Source organism: Pseudomonas sp. B21-017 (assembly GCF_024749245.1).
GTDB lineage: Bacteria > Pseudomonadota > Gammaproteobacteria > Pseudomonadales > Pseudomonadaceae > Aquipseudomonas.
In genome coordinates this window covers 844180-868741 of the sequence record NZ_CP087194.1, presented here as the reverse complement: position 1 = coordinate 868741, position 24562 = coordinate 844180, and the positions used below count along the sequence as shown (strand labels likewise).

Here is a 24562-nt window from a genome sequence, read left to right as displayed (position 1 = left end):
AAGCCGAAATCAGGCAGAAACTTCAGTTACCAGTTTTGCCAGCTCTTCGGCGTAATCGCGAACCTGCGCTTCGTCCTCGCCTTCGACCATGACACGCACCAGCGGCTCTGTCCCGGACTTGCGCAACAACACGCGCCCGCGGCCCGCCATCGCTTGAGTGACACGATCACTGGCCTCCTTGACGGTCGGATGCTCGAGCGGGCTCACACCACCGCCAAACCGCACATTGATCAACACCTGAGGGCACTTGCGCAACGCCTGACGCGACTGAGCCAGGCCTTCTGCGCGCCGTTTCAGCGCCATCAAGACCTGCAACGCAGCAATGATCGCATCCCCGGTAGTGGTGTGACCGAAGCAGACAATGTGCCCCGAGTTTTCACCGCCCACCAGCCAATCGCGCTCCAGCAACTCGGAGATGACGTAACGGTCACCAACGTTGGCCCGCACAAAAGGAATCGCCAGATCCGCCAGGGCCAACTCCAGCCCCAGGTTACTCATCAGCGTACCGACCACACCGCCCTGCAACTTGCCACGTTCTTGCAGATCGCGAGCGATGATGAACAGCAGCTCGTCACCATCGACGACAGCACCGGTGTGATCAACCATCTGCACCCGATCACCGTCACCGTCGAAGGCGATACCCAAATCGGCGCGCTCGGCCAGCACGGCCGCTTGCAGCGGCGCCATATGGGTCGAACCGCAATTATCATTGATGTTCAGGCCGTTGGGATGAGCAGAAAGCACAACGACATCAGCCCCCAACTCACGGAACACGCTAGGCGCCACTTTATAAGTCGCGCCGTGAGCACAATCGAGCACGATCTTCAGGCCGGCAAAACTGGTGCCGGTGGGAACGCTACTCTTGCAGAATTCGATATAACGGCCCGAGGCATCGTTGATTCGCGACACTTTGCCGATCTTGCTCGACTCAACCACGGTCATCGGGGTGTCTAGCAGCTCTTCGATCATCAGCTCGACTTCATCCGGGAGCTTGGTGCCCTTACCAGAGAAAAACTTGATACCGTTGTCGTCATGAGGGTTATGCGAAGCGCTGATCACGATGCCGGCTTCGGCGTGAAAGGTCCGCGTCAAATAGGCGATGGCCGGAGTCGGCATTGGCCCCAACAGCATCACATCAGCACCGGCCGAGGTCAGCCCAGCCTCAAGCGCCGACTCGAACATGTAACCGGAGATACGGGTGTCCTTGCCCACGAGCACCTTGCAGGCGCCCATGCTGCGAAATGCCATGCCTGCCGCCCAGCCAAGCTTGAGCATGAAATCAGGAGTGATAGGGTATTGACCGACCCGACCACGAATGCCGTCGGTGCCAAAGTATTTCTTACTCATAAGTACTCCATCTTTCTTATTCAGCTGATTCTACGGCGGCAATCATCCGCACCACGTCGACCGTTTCCGCTACATCATGGACGCGCAATATACGCGCACCTTTGACCGAAGCCAGCGCCGCAAGTGCCAGACCACCATGCAGACGCTCTCCCACAGGTCGATTCAAGGCCTGGCCGATCATGCTCTTTCGCGAAACACCGACCAACAGAGGCCGCCCCAAAGCATGCAGGGCCTCCATATGCTTAAACAAACTTAGATTGTGCTGCAGGGTTTTCGCGAAGCCGAAGCCCGGATCAAGAATGATCCGCTCAGCAGGGATACCTACCGAGGCACACTGAACCATGCGCTCGGCAAGAAACTCGCCGACCTCTTTCGTAACATCCTGGTACTGAGGGTTGTCCTGCATGTCGCCCGGCTCGCCGAGCATATGCATCAGGCACACCGGCAAACCGGTGGCCGCCGCTGCATCCAGAGCACCATCTCGACGCAACGAGCGTACGTCATTGATCAACCCCGCCCCCAGCCTTGCGGTTTCACGCATGACGGCAGGCGTGGAAGTATCGACCGAGATAATCACATCCAGTTCGCGACTGATGCGCTCAACGATAGGCGCTACGCGCTCGAGCTCTTCAAGCGGCGAAACGGCCCTGGCACCGGGCCGGGTCGATTCACCACCGACGTCGATCAGCGTCGCACCGGCCGCCACCATCGCCTCGGCGTGGCGCAGGGCCGCGTCCAGCTGGCTGTATCGGCCGCCATCGGAAAAGGAATCGGGAGTGACATTGAGAATGCCCATGACATGCGTCTGGGCCAAATCAAGAACCCGGTTGCCGCAAGACAACCGGGTCGAGGACTGAACAGAAGTCATTTCAAACCTTAAACGTCAGCAGCCGGGCCGCCGATAGGTGTTTCCGGACGCCCATCCTGCACCACCGGAGGTGTGCCGGAAGTGTCGTTGCCGCCAGACCAGTCGCGAGGTTCGCGAGGCGTACGACCCGCCATGATGTCATCGATCTGATCGGCATCGATCGTCTCGTACTTCATCAAGGCATCCGCCATCGCATCAAGCTTGTCACGGTTATCCGTGAGGATCTGCTTGGCCGTGCCGTAGCACTGGTCAATGATGCTGCGCACTTCGGAGTCGATCAGCTTGGCCGTCTCGCCAGAGAAACTGGCATGCTGACCACCGCCGCCACGACCGAGGAACACTTCGCCCTCTTCTTCGGCGTACATCAATGGACCGAGTTTTTCCGACAACCCCCACTTGGTCACCATATTTCGTGCTATCTGGCTGGCACGCATGATGTCGTTGGACGCACCGGTGGTGACGCCATCGAAGCCCAGGGTCATCTCTTCAGCGATACGACCGCCGTACAGCGAGCAGATCTGGCTGATCAGTGCACGCTTGGACAGACTGTAGCGATCTTCTTCCGGCAGGAACATGGTCACACCAAGTGCGCGACCGCGCGGAATGATCGACACCTTGTAGACCGGATCATGCTCAGGCACGACGCGACCGACGATAGCGTGGCCGGCTTCGTGATAAGCAGTGTTCTGCTTTTCTTTCTCGGACATGACCATGGATTTGCGCTCGGCACCCATCATGATCTTGTCTTTGGCCAGTTCGAACTCTTTCATCTCGACGATGCGCTTGCCGGCACGAGCCGCAAACAACGAAGCCTCGTTCACCAGGTTGGCCAGGTCGGCACCGGAGAAACCAGGAGTACCACGAGCGATCACGGCCGGAGCGACGTCGTCACCCATCGGCACTTTGCGCATGTGGACTTTGAGAATCTGCTCGCGACCACGGATGTCCGGCAGGCCAACCACGACCTGACGGTCGAAGCGGCCCGGACGCAGCAACGCAGGGTCCAGTACGTCCGGACGGTTGGTCGCGGCGATGACGATGATGCCGTCATTCATTTCGAAGCCGTCCATCTCTACCAGCAACTGGTTGAGGGTCTGCTCGCGCTCATCGTGACCACCACCCATGCCGGCACCACGGTGGCGACCGACGGCGTCGATTTCATCGATGAAGATGATGCATGGCGCATGCTTCTTCGCCTGCTCGAACATGTCACGGACACGGCTGGCACCGACGCCGACGAACATTTCGACGAAATCGGAACCGGAAATAGTAAAGAACGGTACTTTGGCTTCGCCGGCAATCGCCTTGGCCAGCAAGGTTTTACCTGTACCCGGAGGACCAACCATCAGCACGCCGCGAGGAATGCGACCGCCCAGGCGCTGGAACTTGCCCGGATCACGCAGGAACTCGACCAGCTCGCCGACTTCTTCCTTGGCTTCGTCACAACCTGCAACGTCAGCCAGGGTGGTTTTCACCTGATCTTCGGAGAGCAGGCGCGCCTTGCTCTTGCCGAAACTCATCGGCCCACCCTTGCCACCGGCACCGCCCTGCATCTGCCGCATGAAGAACATGAAGACGGCGATGATCACCAGGATCGGGAAGCTTGCGACCAGGAGTTGAGTCCAGATACTTTGCTGCTCAGGTTGCTTGCCTTCGACCACAACGTGGTTATCCACGAGGTCGCCGATCAGACCGTTGTCCTGGATTGCCGGACGGATGGTCTTGAAGCTGTCGCCATCGTTGCGCTTGCCTGTAATCACGTAGCCATCAACCGCTACGCGCTCGACCTTGCCATCCTTGACCTGCTGGATGAAGTCGGAATAGTTGAGGGTCTGCGGCTCGTTAGGGCTGGAGAAGTTGTTCATCACCGTCACCAGGACAGCTGCGATGATCAACCACAGGATCAGATTCTTTGCCATATCGTTCAATTAACTACCCTCTGAAGCAAGCTCCGCTAATGGCGCGCGCTTCGCATGATATTCACCGGCCTAACTTACTACATTACCTACGGCTCTGGCAGGCGCCGTCTGTAACCCTTTGTGAAACACTTTCTACACAATATTCGCTAATGCACGCGGGGCGAAATATGAAAAACCTATCACCCCGCCAAAAAACCTCGTTTTACTCACTACGCCCGCGGTAACCCCAAGCCAACATGTATTGCTCGCGGGAACTGTCACGGGAAGAGTCTGGCTTGATCATCTGGATCTTGTCGAATTTCCGACGAGCATCCTTCAGGTAAACATCAAACCCTTCGCCCTGAAAAATCTTGATCACAAAATTACCACCCGGCTTGAGTATCCGTTCCGCCAAATCAAGCGCCAGCTCGCAAAGAAACATGGCTTTTGGCATGTCCACTTCAGGCGTACCACTCATATTGGGGGCCATATCGGAAATCACAAGGTCCACCTGCGAATTACCCACAGCTTCAAGGATCCGCGTGAGCACTTCGTCCTCGGTGAAGTCCCCCTGAATGAAAGTCACGTCCGGAATGCTGTCCATTTCCAGAATGTCCGAGGCAATCAGTCGCCCCTGACCACCAATCAGACGACTAGTCACCTGCGACCATCCGCCGGGCGCCGCACCCAGGTCGACAACGCTCATGCCGGGACGGATCAGCTTGTATTTCTCCTGGACCTCCAGAAGTTTGTAACTCGCACGCGAGCGGTAGCCATCCTTTTGCGCCTGCTTCACATAGGGATCGTTGACATGTCTTTTCAGCCAACCAAGGCTTGTCTTGGAACGCGCCATTGGGCACCTCGATGATAAGGGTCGTGATTAATTGGGCGGATCCACGAGCCCTCGGGTAAAATGGCCGCCATTTTACAGAATCCAGACGAAAGGGTCAGATTATGCCGCTCACTCAAGAGCAGAAGAAACAGTACAAGTCCATTGGCCACCATCTGAAACCAGTTTTGATTGTGGCTGACAACGGCTTGACTGAAGGTGTGTTAGCCGAACTTGAACGCGCTTTGGCGGATCACGAGCTGATCAAAATCAAGCTCAACATCCTCGATCGCGAATCGCGCCTGGCAGCCATTGCAGAACTCTGCAAGGCCGGCAAAGCCGATCTGGTTCAGGTCATCGGCAAGATGGCACTGATTTATCGCAAGAACTTCAGCGTCAACAAGCAGTTGTCGAACGTCCATCGCTTCAAGTGATGGCAAGGGTCAAGGGTGTGCTTCGCGCACCCTGACACTCCATCCAGGCACCGGCTGCATCACCAGCACCAGCCCGGAAAACCCCAGGACAAGATAGCTGAACAACTGCCAATGCAGCGCCTGCGGCCAACCGAAGCGTACTGCGAAATACATCGCGCACCCATACAGCGCCATCAGCAGCAGTTGCCCGCGAATATCCCGCCATAGACTGGCAAGACCCTCGGCCTGTACCAGCACCAAAGCCTGAAAAATCACACTCGCTGTGGCGAATCCCACCATCAGCGTATTCAGCGCACCTGCAATTTCGTCGATCAGCAGCGGCGCCAGGCCTATTTGCCCCAGCACCGGCAGCAGACCGATGTGCAACAACCACAAGCCGCCAACCCAGAGCATCTGGGTCAGCTGCCAAAGCATGGCACCCGCACGTAGCGGGCGCCTTCTTTCAGATGTGGCGAACTTCGACAATCTCATACTCGATAACGCCACCCGGCGTTTTGACCGCCACCACATCACCCTCTTCCTTGGCGATCAAGGCACGGGCGATCGGCGAACCGACGGAGATCTTGCCGAGCTTGATGTCTGCTTCATCCTCACCAACGATCTGGTAAGTCACGCTTTCATCGGTCTCGACATTGGCGATTTCGACGGTGGTGCCGAAAATCACCTTGCCGGTGTGCTCGATGGTCGTTACGTCGATGACCACAGCGTTTTGCATGCGGCCTTCAATGTCACGAATCCGCGCCTCGACCATCCCCTGCTGCTCGCGAGCAGCGTGGTATTCGGCGTTTTCCTTCAAGTCACCCAACTCGCGGGCCGTACCGATGTCCTGACTGAGTTTCGGACGAACGACCTTGGTCAGATGAGCGTGTTCTTCTTCCAGGGCTTTAGCGCCCTTGACGGTCATTGGGTATTTGATCATGCCTTCAATCCTGCGTGTAGATCCTGCAAGCGGCGCACGGTCTTCTCAGGACCGAACTTCAACGCTTCGCAGATAGCTTCGCCAGCAGCAATAGTAGTGGTGCAGTAGATCTTGTGCTGCAAGGCATTACGACGAATGGAGTAGGAATCAGCGATCGACTGACGACCTTCGGTGGTGTTGATGATCAGAGTGACTTCGTCATTCTTGATCATGTCGACCACGTGCGGACGACCCTCGGTCACCTTGTTCACACGACGCACTTTCAGGCCTGCTGCTTCGATCAGCTTGGCAGTACCGGCAGTGGCGACCACTTCGAAGCCCAAGTTGATCAGATCACGGGCCACGCCTGCAACCAGCGGCTTGTCATCGTCGCGCACGCTGATGAACGCGGTACCACCGGTTGGCAGCACTTCACTGGCGCCCATCTGAGCCTTGGCAAAGGCTTCGCCGAAGGTGTCGCCCACGCCCATCACTTCACCGGTGGACTTCATCTCTGGGCCCAGGATCGGGTCCACGCCAGGGAATTTGGCGAATGGGAACACTGCCTCTTTCACGCTGTAGAAGTTCGGAATAATTTCTTTGGTGAAGCCGATTTCCTTCAGGGTTTTACCGGCCATCACGCGAGCCGCGACCATCGCCAGGGACACACCGATGCACTTGGAGACGAACGGTACGGTACGGGATGCGCGCGGGTTGACTTCGATGACGTAGATGTCTTCGCCTTGCAGCGCCAACTGAACGTTCATCAGGCCGACCACGCCCAGTTCCAGGGCCATTTTCTTGACCTGTTCGCGCATCTCGTCCTGGATATGTGCAGGCAGCGAATACGGCGGCAGGGAGCACGCGGAGTCACCGGAGTGAACGCCGGCCTGCTCAATGTGCTGCATGATCGCGCCGATCACCACGTCGGTGCCGTCGCAGACCGCATCCACGTCCATTTCGATCGCGCAGTTGAGGAAGTGGTCCAGCAGCACCGGGCTGTCGTTGGACACTTGAACCGCTTCACGCAGGTAGCGCTTGAGTTCTTCCTCTTCGTAAACGATTTCCATCGCACGGCCGCCCAGTACATAGGACGGACGAACCACCAGCGGGTAACCGATTTTGGCGGCGGCACGAATCGCTTCATCTTCGCTGCGCACGGTGGCGTTAGGCGGTTGACGCAGGTTCAGACGCTCAACCATCTGCTGGAAGCGCTCACGGTCTTCGGCGCGGTCGATGGCGTCAGGGCTGGTGCCGATGATCGGCACGCCGGCGGCTTCCAGGGCACGGGCCAGTTTCAGCGGGGTCTGACCGCCGTACTGAACGATCACGCCTTTTGGCTTCTCGACGCGGACGATTTCCAGCACGTCTTCCAGGGTCACTGGTTCGAAGTACAGACGATCGGAGGTGTCGTAGTCGGTGGAAACGGTTTCCGGGTTGCAGTTGACCATGATGGTCTCGTACCCGTCATCGCGCAGGGCCAGTGCTGCGTGTACGCAGCAATAGTCGAACTCGATGCCCTGGCCGATGCGGTTTGGACCGCCACCCAGGATCATGATCTTGTCACGGCCCGACGGCGCAGCTTCGCACTCTTCCTCGTAAGTCGAGTACAGGTACGCGGTGTCGGTGGCGAACTCGGCGGCGCAGGTGTCGACGCGCTTGTAGACCGGGAACACTTCCAGCTTGTGACGATGGGTACGCAGGTTCTTCTCGGTGACGCCCAGCAGCTTGGCCAGACGTTGATCGGAGAAGCCTTTACGCTTGAGGCGGAACATCAGGTCGCGGTCGATAGCGGACAGACCCAGAGTCTTGACCTTCTCTTCTTCCTTGATCAGATCTTCGATCTGCACCAGGAACCACGGGTCGATCATGTTCATGCCGAAGATGTCTTCGACCGACAGGCCCGCGCGGAACGCGTCAGCCACGTACCAGATACGCTCGGCACCCGGCACGGTCAGTTCGCGCTTGAGGATGCTCATGCTTTCCGGGTTGCTCAGGTCGAGCTTCTCGTCCAGGCCGCAAACACCCACTTCCAGCCCGCGCAGAGCTTTCTGCAGGGATTCCTGGAAGGTCCGGCCGATGGCCATGACTTCACCGACCGACTTCATTTGAGTGGTCAGGCGAGCGTCGGCTTTCGGGAATTTCTCGAAGGCAAAGCGTGGCAGTTTGGTGACGACGTAGTCGATGGACGGTTCGAAGGACGCCGGAGTCTTGCCGCCGGTGATGTCGTTCGACAGTTCGTCGAGGGTGTAACCGACGGCCAGTTTCGCCGCGACCTTGGCGATCGGGAAACCGGTGGCTTTCGATGCCAGGGCCGAGGAACGGGATACCCGCGGGTTCATCTCGATGACCACCATGCGACCAGTGTTCGGGCAGATGCCGAACTGGACGTTGGAGCCGCCGGTTTCCACGCCGATCTCGCGCAGTACCGCCAGGGAGGCGTTACGCAGGATCTGGTATTCCTTGTCGGTCAGGGTCTGTGCGGGTGCAACCGTGATCGAGTCACCGGTGTGCACGCCCATCGGGTCGAAGTTTTCGATGGAGCAGACGATGATGCAGTTGTCCTTTTTATCGCGGACAACTTCCATCTCGTATTCTTTCCAGCCAATCAGCGATTCGTCAATCAGCAGCTCTTTGGTCGGCGACAGATCCAGACCGCGGGCGCAGATTTCTTCGAACTCTTCACGGTTGTAAGCGATACCGCCACCGGTGCCGCCCATGGTGAAGGACGGACGAATGATGCACGGGAAGCCCAGACGATCGAGAACCGCATTGGCCTCTTCCATGCTATGGGCGATACCCGAACGCGGGCAGTCCAGACCGATGGATTTCATCGCCTTATCAAAGCGCGAACGGTCTTCAGCCTTGTCGATGGTGTCAGCGTTGGCGCCGATCATCTCTACGCCGAACTTCTCCAGAACGCCTTCGCGCTCCAGGTCCAGGGCGCAGTTCAGGGCGGTCTGGCCACCCATGGTCGGCAGCAGCGCGTCCGGACGCTCTTTCTCGATGATCTTGGCAACGGTCTGCCACTTGATCGGTTCGATGTAGGTGGCGTCGGCCATGGCCGGGTCGGTCATGATGGTCGCCGGGTTGGAGTTCACCAGGATGACGCGGTAACCCTCCTCGCGCAGGGCTTTACAGGCCTGGGCGCCGGAGTAGTCGAATTCGCAGGCCTGGCCGATCACGATCGGGCCAGCGCCGAGAATCAGGATGCTTTTAATGTCTGTACGTTTTGGCATGGGTTGTCACTCAAATCCGCAGGTCAGTCGGCAAGCCGTCTTGTTCAATCTCTGAAGCCTTGAGGGGGCCGCCGGTTTCGGGACCGCCCCCAGGCTTCGCTACATCAGGGCGAGCGATTAGCGTCGCTTGGCCATTTCGTTGATGAAGCGATCAAACAGTGGCGCTACGTCGTTCGGGCCAGGGCTGGCTTCAGGGTGACCCTGGAAGCTGAAGGCGCTCTTGTCGGTACGCTCGATACCTTGCAGGGTGCCGTCGAACAGCGATTTGTGGATCGCACGAACGTTGCCTGGCAGGGTCGCTTCGTCTACCGCAAAACCGTGGTTCTGGCTGGTGATCATCACCACACCGCTGTCCAGATCCTGAACCGGGTGGTTGGCACCGTGGTGACCGTGGCCCATTTTCAGGGTTTTGGCACCGGAGGCCAGAGCCAGCAGTTGGTGGCCGAGGCAGATACCGAATACCGGGATCTCGGTTTCCAGCACGTCTTTAATAGCCTGGATCGCGTAGTCGCATGGCTCAGGGTCACCCGGGCCGTTGGACAGGAACACGCCGTCCGGCTTCAGAGCCAGAACGTCAGCCGCGGGCGTTTGAGCTGGCACCACGGTCACGCGGCAACCGCGCTCGACCAGCATGCGCAGGATGTTCAGCTTGACGCCGTAGTCGTAGGCAACCACGTGGTATGGCAGATCGGAAGCGTCGATGGTCGCGTGGCTGTCGGTCTTCAAGTCCCAGACAGTCGAGCGCCACTCGTACTTCTCTTTGGTGCTGACGACTTTCGCCAGGTCCATGCCCTTGAGGCCAGGGAAGCCCTGGGCAGCGGCGATGGCGGCTTCTTCGGAAATGTTGTCACCGGCCATAATGCAGCCGTTCTGCGCGCCTTTCTCACGCAGGATGCGTGTCAGGCGGCGAGTGTCGATACCGGCGATAGCCACGACATTATTGGCTTTCAGGTAGTCGGACAGAGACATCGTGTTGCGCCAGTTGCTCGCAACCAGTGGCAGGTCACGGATGACCAGGCCAGCGGACCAGACGCGATCGGACTCGGCGTCTTCCGGCGTGGTGCCGGTGTTGCCGATGTGCGGGTAAGTCAGGGTAACGATCTGTTGGGCGTAGGAAGGATCGGTAAGGATTTCCTGATAGCCGGTCATTGCGGTGTTGAACACCACCTCACCAACGGTTTGTCCGTCGGCTCCAATGGCTTCGCCGCGAAAAATGCTGCCATCAGCAAGGGCGAGTATGGCTGGCTTAGTCAAGAAGACCTCCCGTAAATAAAGCCTGAAAGGGCGATCGCAGGTTGTAAAAAAGCGGAGTGACGTATGGACACGTCACCCCGCTTCTTCATCGAATTATTCTGCGCGCTTTTAGTGGACACACTAAAGCTGTAGCTTACAGAAAAAGGCATTTTTGGTCTACCGCCAATGAGCCCTAAAGGCCGGAGAATGCGACAGGACGTCGCTTGGCGGTTTAAAACCGGGCTCAAAGGCTATGTTTGAACCCGGTTTCGGCTGCATCTTAACGCAGGTCGAGCACGTCTTGCATGTCGTAGAGGCCTGGCTCACGACCGTCCAGCCACAAAGCTGCACGTACCGCGCCCTTGGCGAAGGTCATGCGACTGGATGCCTTGTGCGTGATTTCCAGTCGCTCGCCCTCGCAGGCGAACAGCACCGTATGATCACCGACCACATCACCACCGCGAACAGTGGCAAAGCCGATCGTTTCACGCTCACGCGCACCGGTGTGACCTTCACGCCCATAGACCGCAACCTTCTGCAGATCACGATCCAGCGCATTGGCGATTACTTCACCCATGCGCAGCGCCGTGCCCGAAGGCGCATCGATCTTGTGCCGATGGTGAGCCTCGATGATTTCGATATCCGCATCATCACCCAGCACGCGCGCAGCCATGTCGAGCAGCTTCAGCGACAGGTTTACACCGACGCTGAAATTGGCCGCGAACACGATAGGAATATCCTTGCCCGCCTCGGCCAGCAACTGCTTCTGCGCGGCGTCCAGTCCCGTCGTGCCGATCACCATGGCCTTGCCCGCCTTACGGCAGAAAGCCAGGTTTTTCAGCATGACTTCCGGGAGCGTGAAGTCGATCAGCACGTCGAACTCATCAGCCACCGAATCCAGACTACCGGACAGCGGCACACCAATACGCCCCAACGAGGCCAGCTCACCGGCATCCACGCCAATCAGCGTACTGCCGGGACGCACGATGGCGGCGGTCAGACCGGTCAGCGGCGCGCGCTGCTGCACCGCCTCGACCAGGATCTTGCCCATGCGGCCGGCGGCACCCATCACAGCTATACGTCGCATGCTCACTCCTTACAAATCGCCGAAGAAGCGCTTCACGCCTTCGAACCAACCAGTGGTTTTCGGCGAATGACTGTTGTCGTCCGCCAGGGAGCTGCGGAACTCTTCCAGCAATTCGCGCTGGCGACGACCCAGGTTGACCGGGGTTTCGACCGCCACACGGCACATCAGGTCGCCAGCGCCGCCGCCACGTACCGGCGCAACGCCTTTGCCGCGAACACGGAACTGCTTGCCGGTCTGAGTCCCCTCAGGGATCTTCAGCTTGACCCGACCATCAAGGGTCGGAATCTCCAGCTCGCCGCCCAACGCTGCGTCGACGAAGCTGATCGGCACTTCGCAGAACAGGTGCTTGCCATCACGCTGGAAGATCGCGTGCTCACGCACATTGATCACCACGTACAGATCGCCGGTCGGACCACCCTGCGCGCCCGCTTCGCCTTCGCCGGACAGACGAATACGGTCACCGGTATCGACACCGGCCGGCACTTTGACGGAAAGCGTCTTGTACTCTTCGACACGACCTTCGCCGTGGCAGGAATCGCACGGATCGGAAATGATCTTGCCCTGGCCATGGCAACGCGGGCAGGTCTGCTGCACCGAGAAGAAGCCTTGCTGCATGCGTACCTGACCGATACCGCCACACGTCGGGCAGGTGACCGGCGAAGAGCCTTTCTTGGCGCCCGAGCCATCACACGGCTTGCAGTTGACCAGTGTCGGAACACGGATATTCACGGTTGTGCCGCGCACCGCTTCTTCCAGGTTCAACTCCAGCGTGTAACGCAGGTCGCTGCCACGCTGCGCGCCGCCACGGGAGCCGCCGCGACCGCCACCGAAGAAGTCACTGAAGACATCGCCAAAGATATCGGAGAAGTTCTGGCCACCAAAACCGGCACCGCCGCCACCCATGCTCGGGTCGACACCGGCATGACCGTATTGGTCATAGGCCGCGCGCTTGCTGGAATCGGACAGCACTTCGTAGGCCTCGTTGGCCTCCTTGAACATATCTTCCGACGCTTTGTCATCGGGATTACGGTCCGGGTGGTGCTTCATCGCCAGGCGGCGGTAGGCCTTTTTCAGGTCTGCTTCGCTTGAGCCACGCTCAACACCCAATACTTCGTAATAGTCACGCTTTGCCATAAGTCTTTGCACTCTTAAGGACGTTCGACAAACCTCTCCTGAGCCTCGTCAAACTCGTTGAGCCCCAATACAGGCCCGGACCCAACTCACGTCAATTCAACGATCCTGGTCTTTGATTCGATGCGGCACTTTCGGCGCGGAAAGCAGGAGCATCCCCGGCCATGCCACCAACACGCGAGCGTTGTCGCATGCTGTAAAAATTCGCTAACTCCAGACACGCCAACGCGGGAGCAAGCTCCCGCGCGGCGACATCCTACCAGTCACCGCCTGAAGGCAGTCAACCGGGCGACCAACAACTTACTTGTGGTCTTTAACTTCTTCAAACTCAGCGTCGACGACGTCGTCAGCTTTTTCAGCCGCTTCGCCTTTCGGTGCCGCGCCTTCAGCTGGCTGAGCCTGCTCGGCATACATTTTCTGAGCCACTGGCGCGGAGACCTTGGACAGCTCTTCAACCTTGGCTTCGATCGCAGCCTTGTCGTCGCCTTTAACAGCGGCTTCCAGGGCAACGACTGCCGCTTCGATTGCAGTCTTCTCTTCAGCGCTCACCTTGTCGCCAGCATCAGCGACCATTTTGCGAGTCGAGTGAACCAGTGCGTCGCCCTGGTTACGAGCGCTCGCCAGCTCTTCGAACTTGCGGTCTTCCTCGGCATTCAGTTCAGCGTCGCGAACCATCTGCTGAATTTCGTCCTCGGACAGACCGGAGTTGGCCTTGATCACGATCGACTGAGTCTTGCCGGTAGCCTTGTCTTTGGCGCCTACGTGCAGAATGCCGTTGGCGTCGATGTCGAAGGTCACTTCGATTTGTGGCACGCCACGTGGAGCCGGTGGAATCTCGGCCAGGTCGAACTTGCCCAAGGACTTGTTCTGTGCGGCTTGCTTACGCTCACCTTGCAGCACGTGAATGGTCACGGCGCTCTGGTTGTCGTCAGCAGTCGAGAACACTTGCGATTTCTTGGTAGGAATCGTGGTGTTTTTCTCGATCAGCGCAGTCATCACGCCACCCATGGTTTCGATACCCAGGGTCAGCGGGCTGACGTCGAGCAGCAGAACGTCTTTCACGTCGCCGGCCAATACAGCGCCCTGGATGGCAGCACCCATGGCAACAGCTTCGTCCGGGTTAACGTCTTTACGAGCTTCTTTACCGAAGAAGTCGGAAACAGCTTTCTGCACCATTGGCATACGGGTCTGACCGCCGACCAGAATCACGTCGTCGATCTTGCTGACATCGATACCGGCGTCTTTCATCGCGATGCGGCAAGGTTCGATGGTGCGCTGAACCAGGTCTTCCACCAGCGCTTCGAGCTTGGCGCGGGAGATTTTCACGTTCAAGTGCTTAGGACCGGTAGCGTCTGCAGTGATGTACGGCAGGTTCACGTCGGTCGACTGGCTCGAGGACAGTTCGATCTTGGCTTTCTCGGCAGCTTCTTTCAGGCGTTGCATGGCCAGCGGATCACCCTTGAGGTTCATGCCGCTTTCTTTCTTGAATTCGTCGACGAGGTAGTCGATCAGGCGAATGTCAAAGTCTTCACCGCCCAGGAAGGTGTCGCCGTTGGTGGCCAACACTTCGAACTGGTGCTCGCCATCGACTTCAGCGATCTCGATAACGGAAACGTCGAAAGTACCGCCACCCAGGTCGTAAACGATCACAGTGTGATCGCCCTTGGCCTTGTCCATACCGTAGGCCAGTGCGGCTGCGGTTGGTTCGTTGATGATGCGTTTTACGTCCAGGCCCGCGATGCGGCCGGCGTCTTTGGTGGCTTGACGCTGGCTGTCGTTGAAGTAGGCCGGAACGGTGATCACCGCTTCGGTCACAGGCTCGCCGAGGTAGTCTTCGGCGGTCTTCTTCATTTTCTTCAGAATTTCAGCCGAGATTTGTGGCGGTGCCATTTTCTGGCCGTTCACTTCAACCCAGGCGTCGCTGTTGTCAGCCTTGACGATCTTGTAAGGGACCATCTGGATGTCTTTCTGTACGACTTCTTCGTCGAAACGACGACCGATCAGACGCTTCACCGCGTACAGGGTGTTATGCGGATTGGTCACTGCCTGACGCTTGGCCGACTGGCCAACCAGGATTTCGCCATCGTTGGCATAAGCGATGATCGACGGCGTGGTACGCGCGCCTTCAGCGTTTTCAATAACTTTGGCCTTGCCGTTTTCCAGCACGGAGACGCAGGAGTTGGTAGTCCCCAGGTCGATACCGATAATTTTGCCCATGTTCACTCTCCCGAAACTTTGGATTTGGATGCCGCAGTAGTGGTGGCTGACTGCGGTAGCACTTAAACGCTTGACTTCTAAATGGGGGCCTTGCGGCTAATTTCAAGCCTGCTCGTCAATCGAAGGCGAAACCGGTGCAGGTGCCTTGCTGACCACGACCATGGCCGGGCGCAGCAGGCGACCGTGGAGCTGATAGCCCTTCTGAAACACCTTGAGCACGCTGTTTGGCTCGACGTCGGCGCTTTCCTGCATGGCCATCGCCTGATGATGCGAGGCATTGAAAGGTTCGCCTTCAGGATCGATGGCTTCCAGGTGATAGCGCTTCAGGGTGTCCTGGAACATTTTCAGGGTCAGCTCGATCCCTTCGCGCATCGAACGAATGTTTTCGTCGTCAGGGCTGGACAGCTCCAGGCCGCGCTCCAGGCTGTCAATGATCGGCAGCAGGTCGCCTGCGAATTTTTCCAGGGCGAACTTGTGAGCCTTTTCAACGTCCTGATCGGCACGACGGCGGACGTTCTGCAGATCGGCGGCTACACGCAAAGCCTGATCCTGCGCACCAGCCAATTGCTCTTCGAGCACTTGTACACGAGCCGCCAGGTCTTCACCCGAAGCCTCGGGGGTCTGGTTGGCGTCTAGATTTTGCGTATCCACTGTCTGTTCGTCAGCCATAGATTTCTCCTTCCAATATCGTCCGCGAGCTCAACTCACGCTTCTGCCCCGGTATATGGGGTCGCAAAATTCAGCTTCAAGGGCTATCCGATGATTAACCCTACAAAAAACAACTGCTTTGTCATTCCCAGGCGCGCTAAGGATTTCTTTCAATCAAGCAAATCGACCTAAGCGGGGGCATTGTCAGCCAGAAACAAAACACTGTATAAATAACCAGACCTAAAGCCTGGGAGCGGCCTTCATGCTGGTGCACCTGTCCGTACACAACTACGCCATCGTTGAACATCTCGATCTCGAACTCGATCGCGGGATGAGCGTGATCACAGGGGAAACCGGCGCCGGCAAGTCGATCATGCTCGACGCCCTCGGCCTGACCCTGGGTGATCGCGCCGACAGCGGCGTAGTCCGCCCGGGGGCCGACAAGGCCGACATCCTGGCCACCTTCGACCTGATCGACATCCCTGAAGCCAGCGCCTGGCTGGCCGAACGCGACCTCGAGAACGACGGCCCGTGCATTCTGCGCCGCGTGATCACTGCTGAAGGGCGTTCGCGCGGCTATATCAATGGCACCCCCTGCCCTCTCGGCGACCTGAAGGCCCTGGGCGAGTTGCTGATCGATATCCACAGCCAGCACGAACACCAATCCCTGCTCAAAACCGATACCCATCGCCGCCTGCTCGACGAGTACGCCGGCGCCACGGACCTTGCCCGTCAGGTGCAACTGGCCGCCCAACGCTGGCGCCAGACCCGTCAGGAGCTGGAACGCCTCTCCAACTCCGGCGACGAACAGCGCGCTCGTCATCAGTTGCTCAGCTATCAACTCGAAGAACTGGAAAACCTCGGCCTCGGCGAAAGCGAGCTGGAGCAACTGGAGCAGGAACACAAGAACCTGACCAACGCCGAAACCTTGCTGGGCATTTGTCGGCAAGTGGTCGAACAATGCAGCGAAAGTGATTCCGGCAATGTATTGAACGCACTGACCGCCAGCCTCAATCGCCTATCGAGCGTGAACAATTCGATCGGCGCCCTGGGTGAAGCCAGCAACCTGCTGACCAGCGCGCAGATTCAGGTTGAAGAAGCGGTGGGCGAATTGAACCGTTTTCTCGACAATTTCGACGCAGACCCGGCACGCCTTCAATACCTGGAAGAGCGCCTCGATGCGATCTACACCCTGGCTCGCAAACACCGCATCCAGCCGACCGAGGTCGCCGAGATGCAACAGAAGCTACTCGACGAAATCGAAACCCTGAATGCCAACGATGAATCCATCGAACGCCTGGGCGATGAGCTGGCCTCCTACGCCCGTCATTATCAGGAGAAGGCTCGGGAATTGAGCGACCTGCGCCATCAAGCATCGAGCAGCCTGGCCAGCGCCGTGGAGCAGGAAATCCAGCGCCTGGGCATGCCCGGCGGCCGCTTCACCATCGAACTGCGCCCCAACAGCAGCGATGAACTGCTGCCCAACGGGCTAGAACAAGTGGAACTGCTGGTGAGCGCCAACCCAGGGCAACCGCTGAAAGCCCTGGCAAAAGTGGCATCGGGGGGCGAGCTGTCGCGTATAAGCCTGGCGATTCAGGTGATCACCGCACAGACCTCCCGCGTACCGACGCTGGTGTTCGACGAAGTGGACGTAGGTATTGGCGGCCCGACCGCCGAGATTGTCGGCCAGTTGCTGCGACGCCTCGGGGAGCGCGGGCAGGTTCTGACCGTGACGCACTTGCCGCAAGTGGCGGCGCAGGGGCATCAACATCTATTTGTGCACAAGGTCCGCGGTGAAGATGCCACGCACACAGCCGTCTCCAAGCTGAGCAAGAATGATCGTGTCGAAGAAGTGGCACGGATGCTCGGCGGCATCGACCTCACCAAGGAGTCCCTGGCTCACGCGAAGAAAATGGTTGTTACCGCGAAAATCTAAGAAGGGCAGAAAGCACGAAGGCGACCCTGAGGTCGCCTTCGTTCGTTTCGCGAACCTGAAGTTCGCGCGACATGCTTACTTTTTCTTGCGCACGTACAGTACAAGATTGTGATCGACCATCTCGAAGCCATACTTGTCGACGATTGCTTTCTGCAGCCGCTCGATTTCTTCGTCGAAGAATTCGATCACTTCACTGGTCTCGACGTTGACCATATGGTCGTGATGCTTGCCGTCGTCCAGTTCGAAGACCGCATGGCCTCCGTCGAAGTTGTGCCGCACCACAAGGCCAGCTGCCTCGAACTGGGTCAGAACACGGTAAACCGTGGCCAGACCGACGTCCTCACCAGCCTCCATCAGTGCTTTGTAGACGTCCTCGGCACTCATGTGGCGTTGCTCGGCGGAATCGAGCATTTGCAGAATTTTGACCCGTGGAAGGGTCACTTTGAGGCCGGCTTTGCGTAGTTCGCTATTTTCAACCATGGTCAGCTTTCTCGCGATGCTGCTTCGCAGCTTCTCTTAATGCGGGTATGATCGGCGTTTACGTTGTCCCAGCCAAGATAGTGGAAGTCGCCCACCGATGCAAAACACCAAGCTCTTGCTAACCAGTTTCACCTTTGTGGGACTGCTCGCACTCGCCGGTTGTTCATTCCCCGGGGTTTACAAAATCGACATCCAGCAGGGCAATGTCGTCACGCAGGACATGATAGACCAGTTGCGCCCGGGAATGACCCGTCGGCAAGTACGGTTTATCATGGGCAACCCTCTGTTGACCGACACGTTCCATGCCGATCGCTGGGATTACCTGTATAGCCTGCAACCCGGTGGCGGTGAACGCCAACAGGAACGCATTAGCGTTATCTTCAACCCAAATGACCAACTTGTCAGCCTCTCTGGCGATTTCATGCCAGGCGTGAGCCGCGACGAGGCCATTCTCGGCAAGGACAGCGGCACTACCGTGACCGCGCCGGCAGGAAACGCCGAGAAGCCGAAGCCAGAAAAACCGGTCAAGCCAGGCTCGCTGCTGGACCAGATCCAGAAGGACGTGGACAACGTAGAAACTGTCCCGGTCCCGACTCCAGAACCGCTGGAAACCTCGCCGCAATAATTTGCGACGCAATAAAAACCCCGGCATGTCCGGGGTTTTTATTGTCTGGCGTTTAATCGAATCACTGATTCCGGGCTTTGGCCTCGGCCGCTTTGGCTGCACGCAACCGCCGAACTTCTTTTGGATCGGCGAGCAACGGCCGGTAAACCTCGATGCGATCCCCTTCCTGAACCTGGCGAGTGGCCGGATCAGCGATCACTTTGCCAAAGATCCCGACCGGACAACTGCCCAGATCCAGCTCCGGGAATTCGCCATTCAGGCCCGATTTGAACAACGCATCCCGCACCGTCGCGCCCACCGGCACCGTTACGCTCAGCAGCACCTGACGATCAACGGCGGCATACACCACCTCGACCTTGATCACGGCCTCAACCATGCATTTGCTTCGCGCGCTGGCAGAACGCGTCCATCAACGTATTCGCCGCCTGATTAAACAAAGGCCCCAACGTCGCACGCACCAGCGGCCCCGAGTAGTCGAACGACAGGTCCAGACTGATCTTGCAGGCCTTCTCGCCCAACGGTTTGAACACCCAAACGCCGTGCAACTGGCTGAACGGACCTTCCTCGAGGTTCATTTCGATCGAACGCCCAGGCACCAGGGTATTACGCGTTACGAAATGCTGACTAAGCCCCCCCTTGGCCACACCGACGCTGGCGCGCATGAACTCGGGAGAGCTTTCCAGAATTTCGGTCGATGAGCACCACGGCAGGAATTCCGGATAGCGGGCCACGTCGTTGACCAGGTCGTAAAGCGCTTGCGCCGGATACGGCAGCAGGGCCGAACGTTGAATGTGTGTCGTCATGTCAGCGTTACTTCCACAGCTGGGCGGCAAACACTACAAGAATGCCGATGGGCGCCACATAGCGCATCAAAAACAGGGACAGGGCGAACAGTACTGGGCTGCGGATCGACAACTCGTCGCGCACCGCTTCACGCCCCATCACCCAGCCCGCAAACACCACGAAACACAAACCACCGAGTGGCAGCATGATCCGCGAGGTGAAGAAGTCGATCACACCAAAGAAGTCCAGGCCTCCGGCCGCCCCCCATTGGTAGAGATGGAACATCCCGCCTTCGTTCACGAAAAACTTGGCTTCCTTCCAGATATTGAAAGAAAACACGGTACCCAGGCCGACGAACCAGCAGGTGAATGCCAGCCAGAAGGTGACCCAGGCGCGGCTGATTTTCGTGCGTTCAACCAGGTAAGCCACCATCGGCTCAAGCAGGGAAATCGCCGAACTCCAGGCCGCAATCGCCACCAGTACGAAGAACACTACGCCCATCAACTGGCCGAACGCTACGTTACCGAAGGCGAATGGCAGGCTGACGAACATCAGGCCTGGGCCTTCGCTCGGGTTCAGGCCGGCAGCGAACACAATCGGAAACAATGCCAGACCGGCCAACAGCGAAACGAAGGTGTCGAGCAACGCCACACCGACGACGGTTCCGGAAATCGACGAGTGCTTCGGCATGTAGGCGCCGTAGATCATGATCGAGCCGACACCCACGCTCAGGGAGAAGAACGCGTGCCCCATGGCCGGCAACAAGCCATCAAGCACCTTGTCCGGATGGAAGTCGAACATGAAATGCACGCCCTCCATGAAGTGGCCGGTGGTCATGCTGTAACCCAGCAGGACAATCACCATCACGAACAGCAACGGCATCATGATCCGCAGGCTGCGCTCCAGCCCGGCGACCACACCCTTGGCGATCACCACTGCCGACAACAGCATGAAAATCGTGTGCCAAAGTGTCAGGCGCCATGGGTCAGCGATCACATTACCGAAGTATGCGCCGACCTGATCAGCCGTCACGCCCCGAAAGTCGCCACGACCCATGTCGATGATGTAATCCAGCGACCAACCGCCAACCACACTATAGAAAGACAGAATCAGCAACGCCGTGATCATCCCGGCAAAGGCGCCCCAGGACCACTTCGCCGAATGCCCCGCTTCCAGCGCCAGGACCTTCAAGGCATTGGCCGGGCTCTGCCGCGCGCGCCGGCCGATCAGGGTTTCGGCCAGCATGACGGGCATACCGATCAGCGCGATGCAGGCCAGGAACATCAGCACGAAGGCCCCGCCGCCATAGACGCCAACCATATAAGGGAATTTCCAGATACTCCCCAAACCCACGGCCGAACCGGTCGCGGCGAGTATGAAGACCCAGCGGCTAGCCCAACTGCCGTGGACAGAAACCTTGTCTGTCGACATCGTTATCACGCCCAAGCGTTCAAAAAAGAGGCCGCATTGTCCGGGATTCAATCAACCTGCTCAAGCACGTAGCGTCACCGTAGCCGACTCGCGCGCAACTCCCTATAATGCCGCCCCTATGGCTAAACAGAAGAAACACCCAACAGGGACCATCGCGCAAAATAAAAAGGCGCGACACGATTACTTCATCGAACATCGGTTCGAGGCTGGTCTGGTCCTGGCCGGCTGGGAAGTAAAAAGTCTGCGGGCAAGCAAACTGCAACTGGTTGACAGTTACGTACTGCTCAAAGATGGCGAAGCCTGGCTGCTCGGCAGCCACATTACGCCTCTGACGACGGCCAGCACCCACGTTATCGCTGATCCGACCCGCACCCGAAAATTGCTGCTCAATCGGCGCGAGCTGGAGAAGCTGGCCGCTGCCGTGCAGCAAAAAGGTTACGCCTGCGTATGCCTGTCCTGGTACTGGAGCAAGCACATGGTCAAGTGCGAGATCGCTCTGGGCAAGGGCAAGAAGGAATACGACAAGCGTGATACCGAACGCGAACGCGATGCCGGCCGTGAATTGCAGCGTGCGGTGCGGAACAAGGGCAAGGAAGATTAATTTTCCTGCCTGATCGCGGCTTTTGTGGCGAGGGAGCTTGCTCCCGCTCGGCTGCGAAGCAGTCGTAAACAATCCGTCCACAATGCTGGCCAGGGGGCCGCTTCGCGCCCCAGCGGGAGCAAGCTCCCTCGCCACACACTACATCCCCTTGCGTCGCTCCGCCCGAGCCATGCGCTGCACTTCCTGACGCACCTCTTCCAGCACTTCCTGCACATACAAAATGTGCCGACTGGACACTTCTCGTGCCTCTTCCGCCCGCCCCTCAATAATCGCCTGGTACAACTCCCGGTGCTGCGCAATCAGCATGTCACGGGTTTCGACGCGCTGTTTGTACATGCCGCCAATGTTGGTCACCACGTTGCGCTTGAGCAGGTCAAACAGCCCGCGAATGGTGTGCAGCAACACTGCGTTATGGCTGGCCTCGGCGATCGCCAAGTGGAAATTCGCATCCGCCGCGCCCTCTTCCGCCCGACTCACTTCATCGTGACGCGAATAGCAGTCCTGCAATTCGTCAAACGCCGCCGTCAGCCGCTCACGATCCACATCGGTGGCGCGCAGTGCCGCGTAGTAAGCGCAGGACGCTTCCAGGGTATGGCGAAACTCCAGCAAATCGCGCTGGGCCTCGGGGTTGCTCTCCAGCAGGTGCAGCAATGGATCGCTGAACGTCGAGCCCAGGGATTCCACCACATAGTTGCCGCCGCCCTGACGACTGACCAGCAGCCCTTTGGCCACCAGTTTCTGAATCGCCTCACGCAACGAAGGTCGTGACACGCCGAACTGCTCGGCCAACGCACGCTCTGCCGGCAGGCGTTCGCCAGCCTTCAAGGTGCCCTCGAGAATCATCCCCTCGAGTTGCTCGACAATATCGTCAGACAAACGGCGTTGCCGAATCTGATCAAACCCCATCACTCAATTCTCCACGATCCCGGCGGCTCGCCGGGCTCTCTATTCTGGCCTATCGGCGCTGCGCCAGCACCTACCAGACGACGCTTGATCGAACAGATCAGATGCGTTCTGCACCGCTCATTCGACAAAAGTTTTAGGGCGGCAAATTGACACACCGCCTCCAAGGCTTTTACCCTAGCCAGCAGCGATTGTAAATTGGTCTTACCAATTATCCAAGAACGCTGACCAGTGCCTGACCAACAACAATTAGGGGCCACCCCATATGCAAACCTGGCAACAGCTCTACAGCCCGCTCGGCAGTCTCGGCGTGTCCGCACTCGCGGCCGTCATTCCCATCGTATTTTTCTTCCTGGCTTTGGCCGTGTTCCGCCTCAAAGGCCATGTGGCCGGCAGCATCACCCTGGCGTTGTCCATTGCCGTGGCAATCTTCGCTTTCCAGATGCCGGTCGATATGGCTTTCGCCGCCGCCGGATATGGCTTCGCCTACGGGCTGTGGCCGATTGCGTGGATCATCGTGGCAGCGGTGTTCCTCTACAAACTGACGGTCAAGAGTGGCCAGTTCGAAGTGATCCGCAGCTCGGTGCTGTCGATTACCGATGACCAGCGCCTGCAAGTGCTGCTGATCGGCTTCTGCTTCGGCGCGTTCCTGGAAGGTGCCGCCGGTTTCGGCGCACCGGTAGCGATTACCGCCGCACTGCTGGTAGGGCTGGGCTTCAACCCGCTGTACGCCGCCGGCCTGTGCCTGATCGCCAACACCGCGCCGGTGGCCTTCGGCGCCTTGGGGATTCCGATCATCGTCGCCGGGCAAGTCACCGGCATCGACGCATTCAAGATCGGCGCCATGACCGGTCGCCAGCTGCCGTTGCTGTCGCTGTTCGTGCCGTTCTGGCTGGTGTTCATGATGGACGGCCTGCGCGGCGTTCGGGAAACCTGGCCAGCTGCGCTGGTGGCCGGCTTGAGTTTTGCCATCACCCAATACTTCACCTCGAACTTCATTGGCCCGGAACTGCCGGACATCACCTCGGCGCTGGTCAGCCTGATTTCCCTGACGCTGTTCCTGAAAATCTGGCAGCCAAAACGCGCTGCAGGCGCGCACATCGTCGGCGCAGTCTCGGCTTCCGTAGTGGCCAGCACCGGTGGTTTCGGCCAACCGCGCACCACCGTGGCTTCGCCCTACAGCCTGGGAGAAATTTTCAAAGCCTGGTCGCCGTTCCTGATCCTCACCGTATTGGTCACCATCTGGACGCTGAAACCGTTCAAGGCGATGTTTGCCGCCGGCGGCTCGATGTATGGCTGGGTGTTCAACTTCGCGATCCCGCACCTGGATCAAATGGTGATCAAGGTCGCGCCGATCGTAACCAACCCGACAGCGATTCCGGCAGTGTTCAAACTCGATCCGGTTTCCGCGACCGGCACGGCGATTTTCTTCTCCGCACTGATCTCGATGCTGGTGCTCAAGGTCAACATTAAAACTGGTCTGACCACTTTAAAAGAGACATTCTACGAACTGCGCTGGCCGATTTTGTCCATCGGCATGGTGCTGGCGTTCGCCTTCGTCACCAACTACTCGGGCATGTCGTCGACCATGGCTCTGGTATTGGCTGCCACCGGTGCGGCGTTCCCATTCTTCTCGCCATTCCTCGGCTGGCTCGGCGTGTTCCTGACCGGCTCCGATACCTCATCCAATGCGCTGTTCAGTTCGCTGCAAGCGACCACCGCGCACCAGATCGGCGTCAACGACACCCTGTTGGTGGCGGCTAACACCAGCGGCGGGGTGACCGGCAAAATGATCTCGCCGCAATCGATCGCCGTGGCCTGCGCCGCGACCGGGCTGGTGGGCAAAGAATCGGATCTGTTCCGCTTCACCCTCAAGCACAGCCTATTCTTTGCAACGATCGTCGGCCTGATCACCTTGGCTCAGGCTTACTGGTTCACCGGCATGCTGGTGCACTAAGCACTACACGCCACACG

22 protein-coding genes are annotated in these 24562 nt (G+C 58.5%); 5 read left to right on the top strand and 17 right to left on the bottom strand.

Annotation, left to right across the window (positions count from 1 at the left end; translation table 11 throughout):
• Nucleotides 1–9: 9 nt before the first annotated feature.
• The 4 genes from glmM to rlmE form a co-directional block, all read right to left on the bottom strand.
• Nucleotides 10–1347 (bottom strand): phosphoglucosamine mutase, encoded by a 1338-nt coding sequence (gene glmM / locus LOY28_RS03760; RefSeq protein ID WP_258613101.1) that lies wholly within the window; start codon nucleotides 1345–1347, stop codon nucleotides 10–12.
• Nucleotides 1348–1363: 16 nt separating this feature from the next.
• The gene (gene folP, locus LOY28_RS03755; RefSeq protein WP_258613100.1) at nucleotides 1364–2215 is read right to left on the bottom strand and encodes a dihydropteroate synthase; all 852 of its coding nucleotides are present in this window, start codon (nucleotides 2213–2215) and stop codon (nucleotides 1364–1366) included.
• Between the two features lie 8 nt (nucleotides 2216–2223).
• Entirely contained in the window at nucleotides 2224–4134 is a 1911-nt protein-coding gene (gene ftsH / locus LOY28_RS03750; RefSeq protein ID WP_018929483.1) for an ATP-dependent zinc metalloprotease FtsH, read from the bottom strand.
• A 202-nt stretch (nucleotides 4135–4336) separates the two neighbouring features.
• Nucleotides 4337–4966 (bottom strand): 23S rRNA (uridine(2552)-2'-O)-methyltransferase RlmE, encoded by a 630-nt coding sequence (rlmE, locus tag LOY28_RS03745; RefSeq protein WP_007933535.1) that lies wholly within the window; start codon nucleotides 4964–4966, stop codon nucleotides 4337–4339.
• 101 nt (nucleotides 4967–5067) lie between these two features.
• Between rlmE and LOY28_RS03740 the strand changes: the two genes are divergently transcribed.
• On the top strand, nucleotides 5068–5376 hold the full coding sequence (locus tag LOY28_RS03740; RefSeq protein WP_007900503.1) for a YhbY family RNA-binding protein: 309 nt from the start codon (nucleotides 5068–5070) through the stop codon (nucleotides 5374–5376).
• Between the two features lie 9 nt (nucleotides 5377–5385).
• On the opposite strand, the gene LOY28_RS03735 is transcribed toward LOY28_RS03740, so the two are convergent.
• From LOY28_RS03735 to grpE, 8 genes are all read right to left on the bottom strand, one after another.
• Nucleotides 5386–5790: a hypothetical protein gene (locus LOY28_RS03735; protein WP_007933533.1), complete on the bottom strand. Its 405-nt coding sequence runs from the start codon at nucleotides 5788–5790 to the stop codon at nucleotides 5386–5388.
• Nucleotides 5791–5818: 28 nt separating this feature from the next.
• Nucleotides 5819–6295, bottom strand: a complete 477-nt coding sequence (gene greA, locus LOY28_RS03730) for a transcription elongation factor GreA (protein ID WP_018929481.1) — start codon at nucleotides 6293–6295, stop codon at nucleotides 5819–5821.
• On the bottom strand, nucleotides 6292–9513 hold the full coding sequence (gene carB / locus LOY28_RS03725; protein ID WP_018929480.1) for a carbamoyl-phosphate synthase large subunit: 3222 nt from the start codon (nucleotides 9511–9513) through the stop codon (nucleotides 6292–6294). Before carB ends, greA begins: the two co-directional genes overlap by 4 nt.
• A 117-nt stretch (nucleotides 9514–9630) precedes the next feature.
• Complete coding sequence (carA, locus tag LOY28_RS03720; protein ID WP_018929479.1) at nucleotides 9631–10767, bottom strand: glutamine-hydrolyzing carbamoyl-phosphate synthase small subunit; 1137 nt, start codon at nucleotides 10765–10767, stop codon at nucleotides 9631–9633.
• A 259-nt stretch (nucleotides 10768–11026) separates the two neighbouring features.
• The gene (dapB, locus tag LOY28_RS03715) at nucleotides 11027–11833 is read right to left on the bottom strand and encodes a 4-hydroxy-tetrahydrodipicolinate reductase (protein WP_026286671.1); all 807 of its coding nucleotides are present in this window, start codon (nucleotides 11831–11833) and stop codon (nucleotides 11027–11029) included.
• A gap of 9 nt (nucleotides 11834–11842) precedes the next feature.
• Nucleotides 11843–12967: a molecular chaperone DnaJ gene (dnaJ, locus tag LOY28_RS03710; protein ID WP_018929477.1), complete on the bottom strand. Its 1125-nt coding sequence runs from the start codon at nucleotides 12965–12967 to the stop codon at nucleotides 11843–11845.
• 297 nt (nucleotides 12968–13264) lie between these two features.
• Nucleotides 13265–15181, bottom strand: a complete 1917-nt coding sequence (gene dnaK, locus LOY28_RS03705) for a molecular chaperone DnaK (RefSeq protein ID WP_018929476.1) — start codon at nucleotides 15179–15181, stop codon at nucleotides 13265–13267.
• Nucleotides 15182–15283: 102 nt separating this feature from the next.
• A complete protein-coding gene (gene grpE, locus LOY28_RS03700; protein WP_018929475.1) occupies nucleotides 15284–15850 on the bottom strand; it encodes a nucleotide exchange factor GrpE in 567 nt (188 codons plus the stop codon).
• 241 nt (nucleotides 15851–16091) lie between these two features.
• On the opposite strand from grpE, the gene recN reads away from it, so the two are divergent.
• Entirely contained in the window at nucleotides 16092–17765 is a 1674-nt protein-coding gene (recN, locus tag LOY28_RS03695; RefSeq protein WP_018929474.1) for a DNA repair protein RecN, read from the top strand.
• Nucleotides 17766–17840: 75 nt separating this feature from the next.
• On the opposite strand, the gene fur is transcribed toward recN, so the two are convergent.
• Nucleotides 17841–18245 (bottom strand): ferric iron uptake transcriptional regulator, encoded by a 405-nt coding sequence (fur, locus tag LOY28_RS03690; protein ID WP_003197684.1) that lies wholly within the window; start codon nucleotides 18243–18245, stop codon nucleotides 17841–17843.
• A gap of 97 nt (nucleotides 18246–18342) precedes the next feature.
• On the opposite strand from fur, the gene LOY28_RS03685 reads away from it, so the two are divergent.
• Nucleotides 18343–18870: an outer membrane protein assembly factor BamE gene (locus LOY28_RS03685; RefSeq protein ID WP_018929473.1), complete on the top strand. Its 528-nt coding sequence runs from the start codon at nucleotides 18343–18345 to the stop codon at nucleotides 18868–18870.
• A gap of 61 nt (nucleotides 18871–18931) precedes the next feature.
• Here the strand turns inward: LOY28_RS03685 and LOY28_RS03680 are convergent, their stop codons facing one another.
• The 3 genes from LOY28_RS03680 to LOY28_RS03670 are packed head-to-tail and all read right to left on the bottom strand — an operon-like array spanning nucleotide 18932 to nucleotide 21084.
• Entirely contained in the window at nucleotides 18932–19246 is a 315-nt protein-coding gene (locus LOY28_RS03680; protein WP_111454482.1) for an RnfH family protein, read from the bottom strand.
• Entirely contained in the window at nucleotides 19239–19673 is a 435-nt protein-coding gene (locus LOY28_RS03675) for a type II toxin-antitoxin system RatA family toxin (protein WP_007933502.1), read from the bottom strand. The genes LOY28_RS03680 and LOY28_RS03675 overlap by 8 nt, the downstream gene beginning before the upstream one ends.
• Nucleotides 19674–19680: 7 nt before the next feature.
• Nucleotides 19681–21084, bottom strand: a complete 1404-nt coding sequence (locus LOY28_RS03670) for a sodium-dependent transporter (RefSeq protein ID WP_026286670.1) — start codon at nucleotides 21082–21084, stop codon at nucleotides 19681–19683.
• Nucleotides 21085–21202: 118 nt separating this feature from the next.
• Here LOY28_RS03670 and smpB point away from each other — a divergent pair, with 118 nt between their 5' ends.
• Complete coding sequence (gene smpB / locus LOY28_RS03665) at nucleotides 21203–21685, top strand: SsrA-binding protein SmpB (RefSeq protein ID WP_018929470.1); 483 nt, start codon at nucleotides 21203–21205, stop codon at nucleotides 21683–21685.
• A 138-nt stretch (nucleotides 21686–21823) separates the two neighbouring features.
• Here the strand turns inward: smpB and LOY28_RS03660 are convergent, their stop codons facing one another.
• Complete coding sequence (locus LOY28_RS03660) at nucleotides 21824–22591, bottom strand: FCD domain-containing protein (protein WP_018929469.1); 768 nt, start codon at nucleotides 22589–22591, stop codon at nucleotides 21824–21826.
• A gap of 262 nt (nucleotides 22592–22853) precedes the next feature.
• On the opposite strand from LOY28_RS03660, the gene LOY28_RS03655 reads away from it, so the two are divergent.
• Nucleotides 22854–24545: a lactate permease LctP family transporter gene (locus LOY28_RS03655; protein WP_064616135.1), complete on the top strand. Its 1692-nt coding sequence runs from the start codon at nucleotides 22854–22856 to the stop codon at nucleotides 24543–24545.
• Nucleotides 24546–24562 lie beyond the last annotated feature (17 nt).

What these genes read in the sequence shown, in the direction of transcription:
- glmM (WP_258613101.1), bottom strand. Translation starts at nt 1,347, where the DNA reads ATGAGTAAGAAATACTTTGGCACCGACGGCATTCGTGGTCGGGTCGGT.
- folP (WP_258613100.1), bottom strand. Translation starts at nt 2,215, where the DNA reads ATGACTTCTGTTCAGTCCTCGACCCGGTTGTCTTGCGGCAACCGGGTT.
- ftsH (WP_018929483.1), bottom strand. Translation starts at nt 4,134, where the DNA reads ATGGCAAAGAATCTGATCCTGTGGTTGATCATCGCAGCTGTCCTGGTG.
- rlmE (WP_007933535.1), bottom strand. Translation starts at nt 4,966, where the DNA reads ATGGCGCGTTCCAAGACAAGCCTTGGTTGGCTGAAAAGACATGTCAAC.
- LOY28_RS03740 (WP_007900503.1), top strand. Translation starts at nt 5,068, where the DNA reads ATGCCGCTCACTCAAGAGCAGAAGAAACAGTACAAGTCCATTGGCCAC.
- LOY28_RS03735 (WP_007933533.1), bottom strand. Translation starts at nt 5,790, where the DNA reads ATGCTTTGGCAGCTGACCCAGATGCTCTGGGTTGGCGGCTTGTGGTTG.
- greA (WP_018929481.1), bottom strand. Translation starts at nt 6,295, where the DNA reads ATGATCAAATACCCAATGACCGTCAAGGGCGCTAAAGCCCTGGAAGAA.
- carB (WP_018929480.1), bottom strand. Translation starts at nt 9,513, where the DNA reads ATGCCAAAACGTACAGACATTAAAAGCATCCTGATTCTCGGCGCTGGC.
- dapB (WP_026286671.1), bottom strand. Translation starts at nt 11,833, where the DNA reads ATGCGACGTATAGCTGTGATGGGTGCCGCCGGCCGCATGGGCAAGATC.
- dnaJ (WP_018929477.1), bottom strand. Translation starts at nt 12,967, where the DNA reads ATGGCAAAGCGTGACTATTACGAAGTATTGGGTGTTGAGCGTGGCTCA.
- dnaK (WP_018929476.1), bottom strand. Translation starts at nt 15,181, where the DNA reads ATGGGCAAAATTATCGGTATCGACCTGGGGACTACCAACTCCTGCGTC.
- grpE (WP_018929475.1), bottom strand. Translation starts at nt 15,850, where the DNA reads ATGGCTGACGAACAGACAGTGGATACGCAAAATCTAGACGCCAACCAG.
- recN (WP_018929474.1), top strand. Translation starts at nt 16,092, where the DNA reads ATGCTGGTGCACCTGTCCGTACACAACTACGCCATCGTTGAACATCTC.
- fur (WP_003197684.1), bottom strand. Translation starts at nt 18,245, where the DNA reads ATGGTTGAAAATAGCGAACTACGCAAAGCCGGCCTCAAAGTGACCCTT.
- LOY28_RS03685 (WP_018929473.1), top strand. Translation starts at nt 18,343, where the DNA reads ATGCAAAACACCAAGCTCTTGCTAACCAGTTTCACCTTTGTGGGACTG.
- LOY28_RS03680 (WP_111454482.1), bottom strand. Translation starts at nt 19,246, where the DNA reads ATGGTTGAGGCCGTGATCAAGGTCGAGGTGGTGTATGCCGCCGTTGAT.
- LOY28_RS03675 (WP_007933502.1), bottom strand. Translation starts at nt 19,673, where the DNA reads ATGACGACACACATTCAACGTTCGGCCCTGCTGCCGTATCCGGCGCAA.
- LOY28_RS03670 (WP_026286670.1), bottom strand. Translation starts at nt 21,084, where the DNA reads ATGTCGACAGACAAGGTTTCTGTCCACGGCAGTTGGGCTAGCCGCTGG.
- smpB (WP_018929470.1), top strand. Translation starts at nt 21,203, where the DNA reads ATGGCTAAACAGAAGAAACACCCAACAGGGACCATCGCGCAAAATAAA.
- LOY28_RS03660 (WP_018929469.1), bottom strand. Translation starts at nt 22,591, where the DNA reads ATGGGGTTTGATCAGATTCGGCAACGCCGTTTGTCTGACGATATTGTC.
- LOY28_RS03655 (WP_064616135.1), top strand. Translation starts at nt 22,854, where the DNA reads ATGCAAACCTGGCAACAGCTCTACAGCCCGCTCGGCAGTCTCGGCGTG.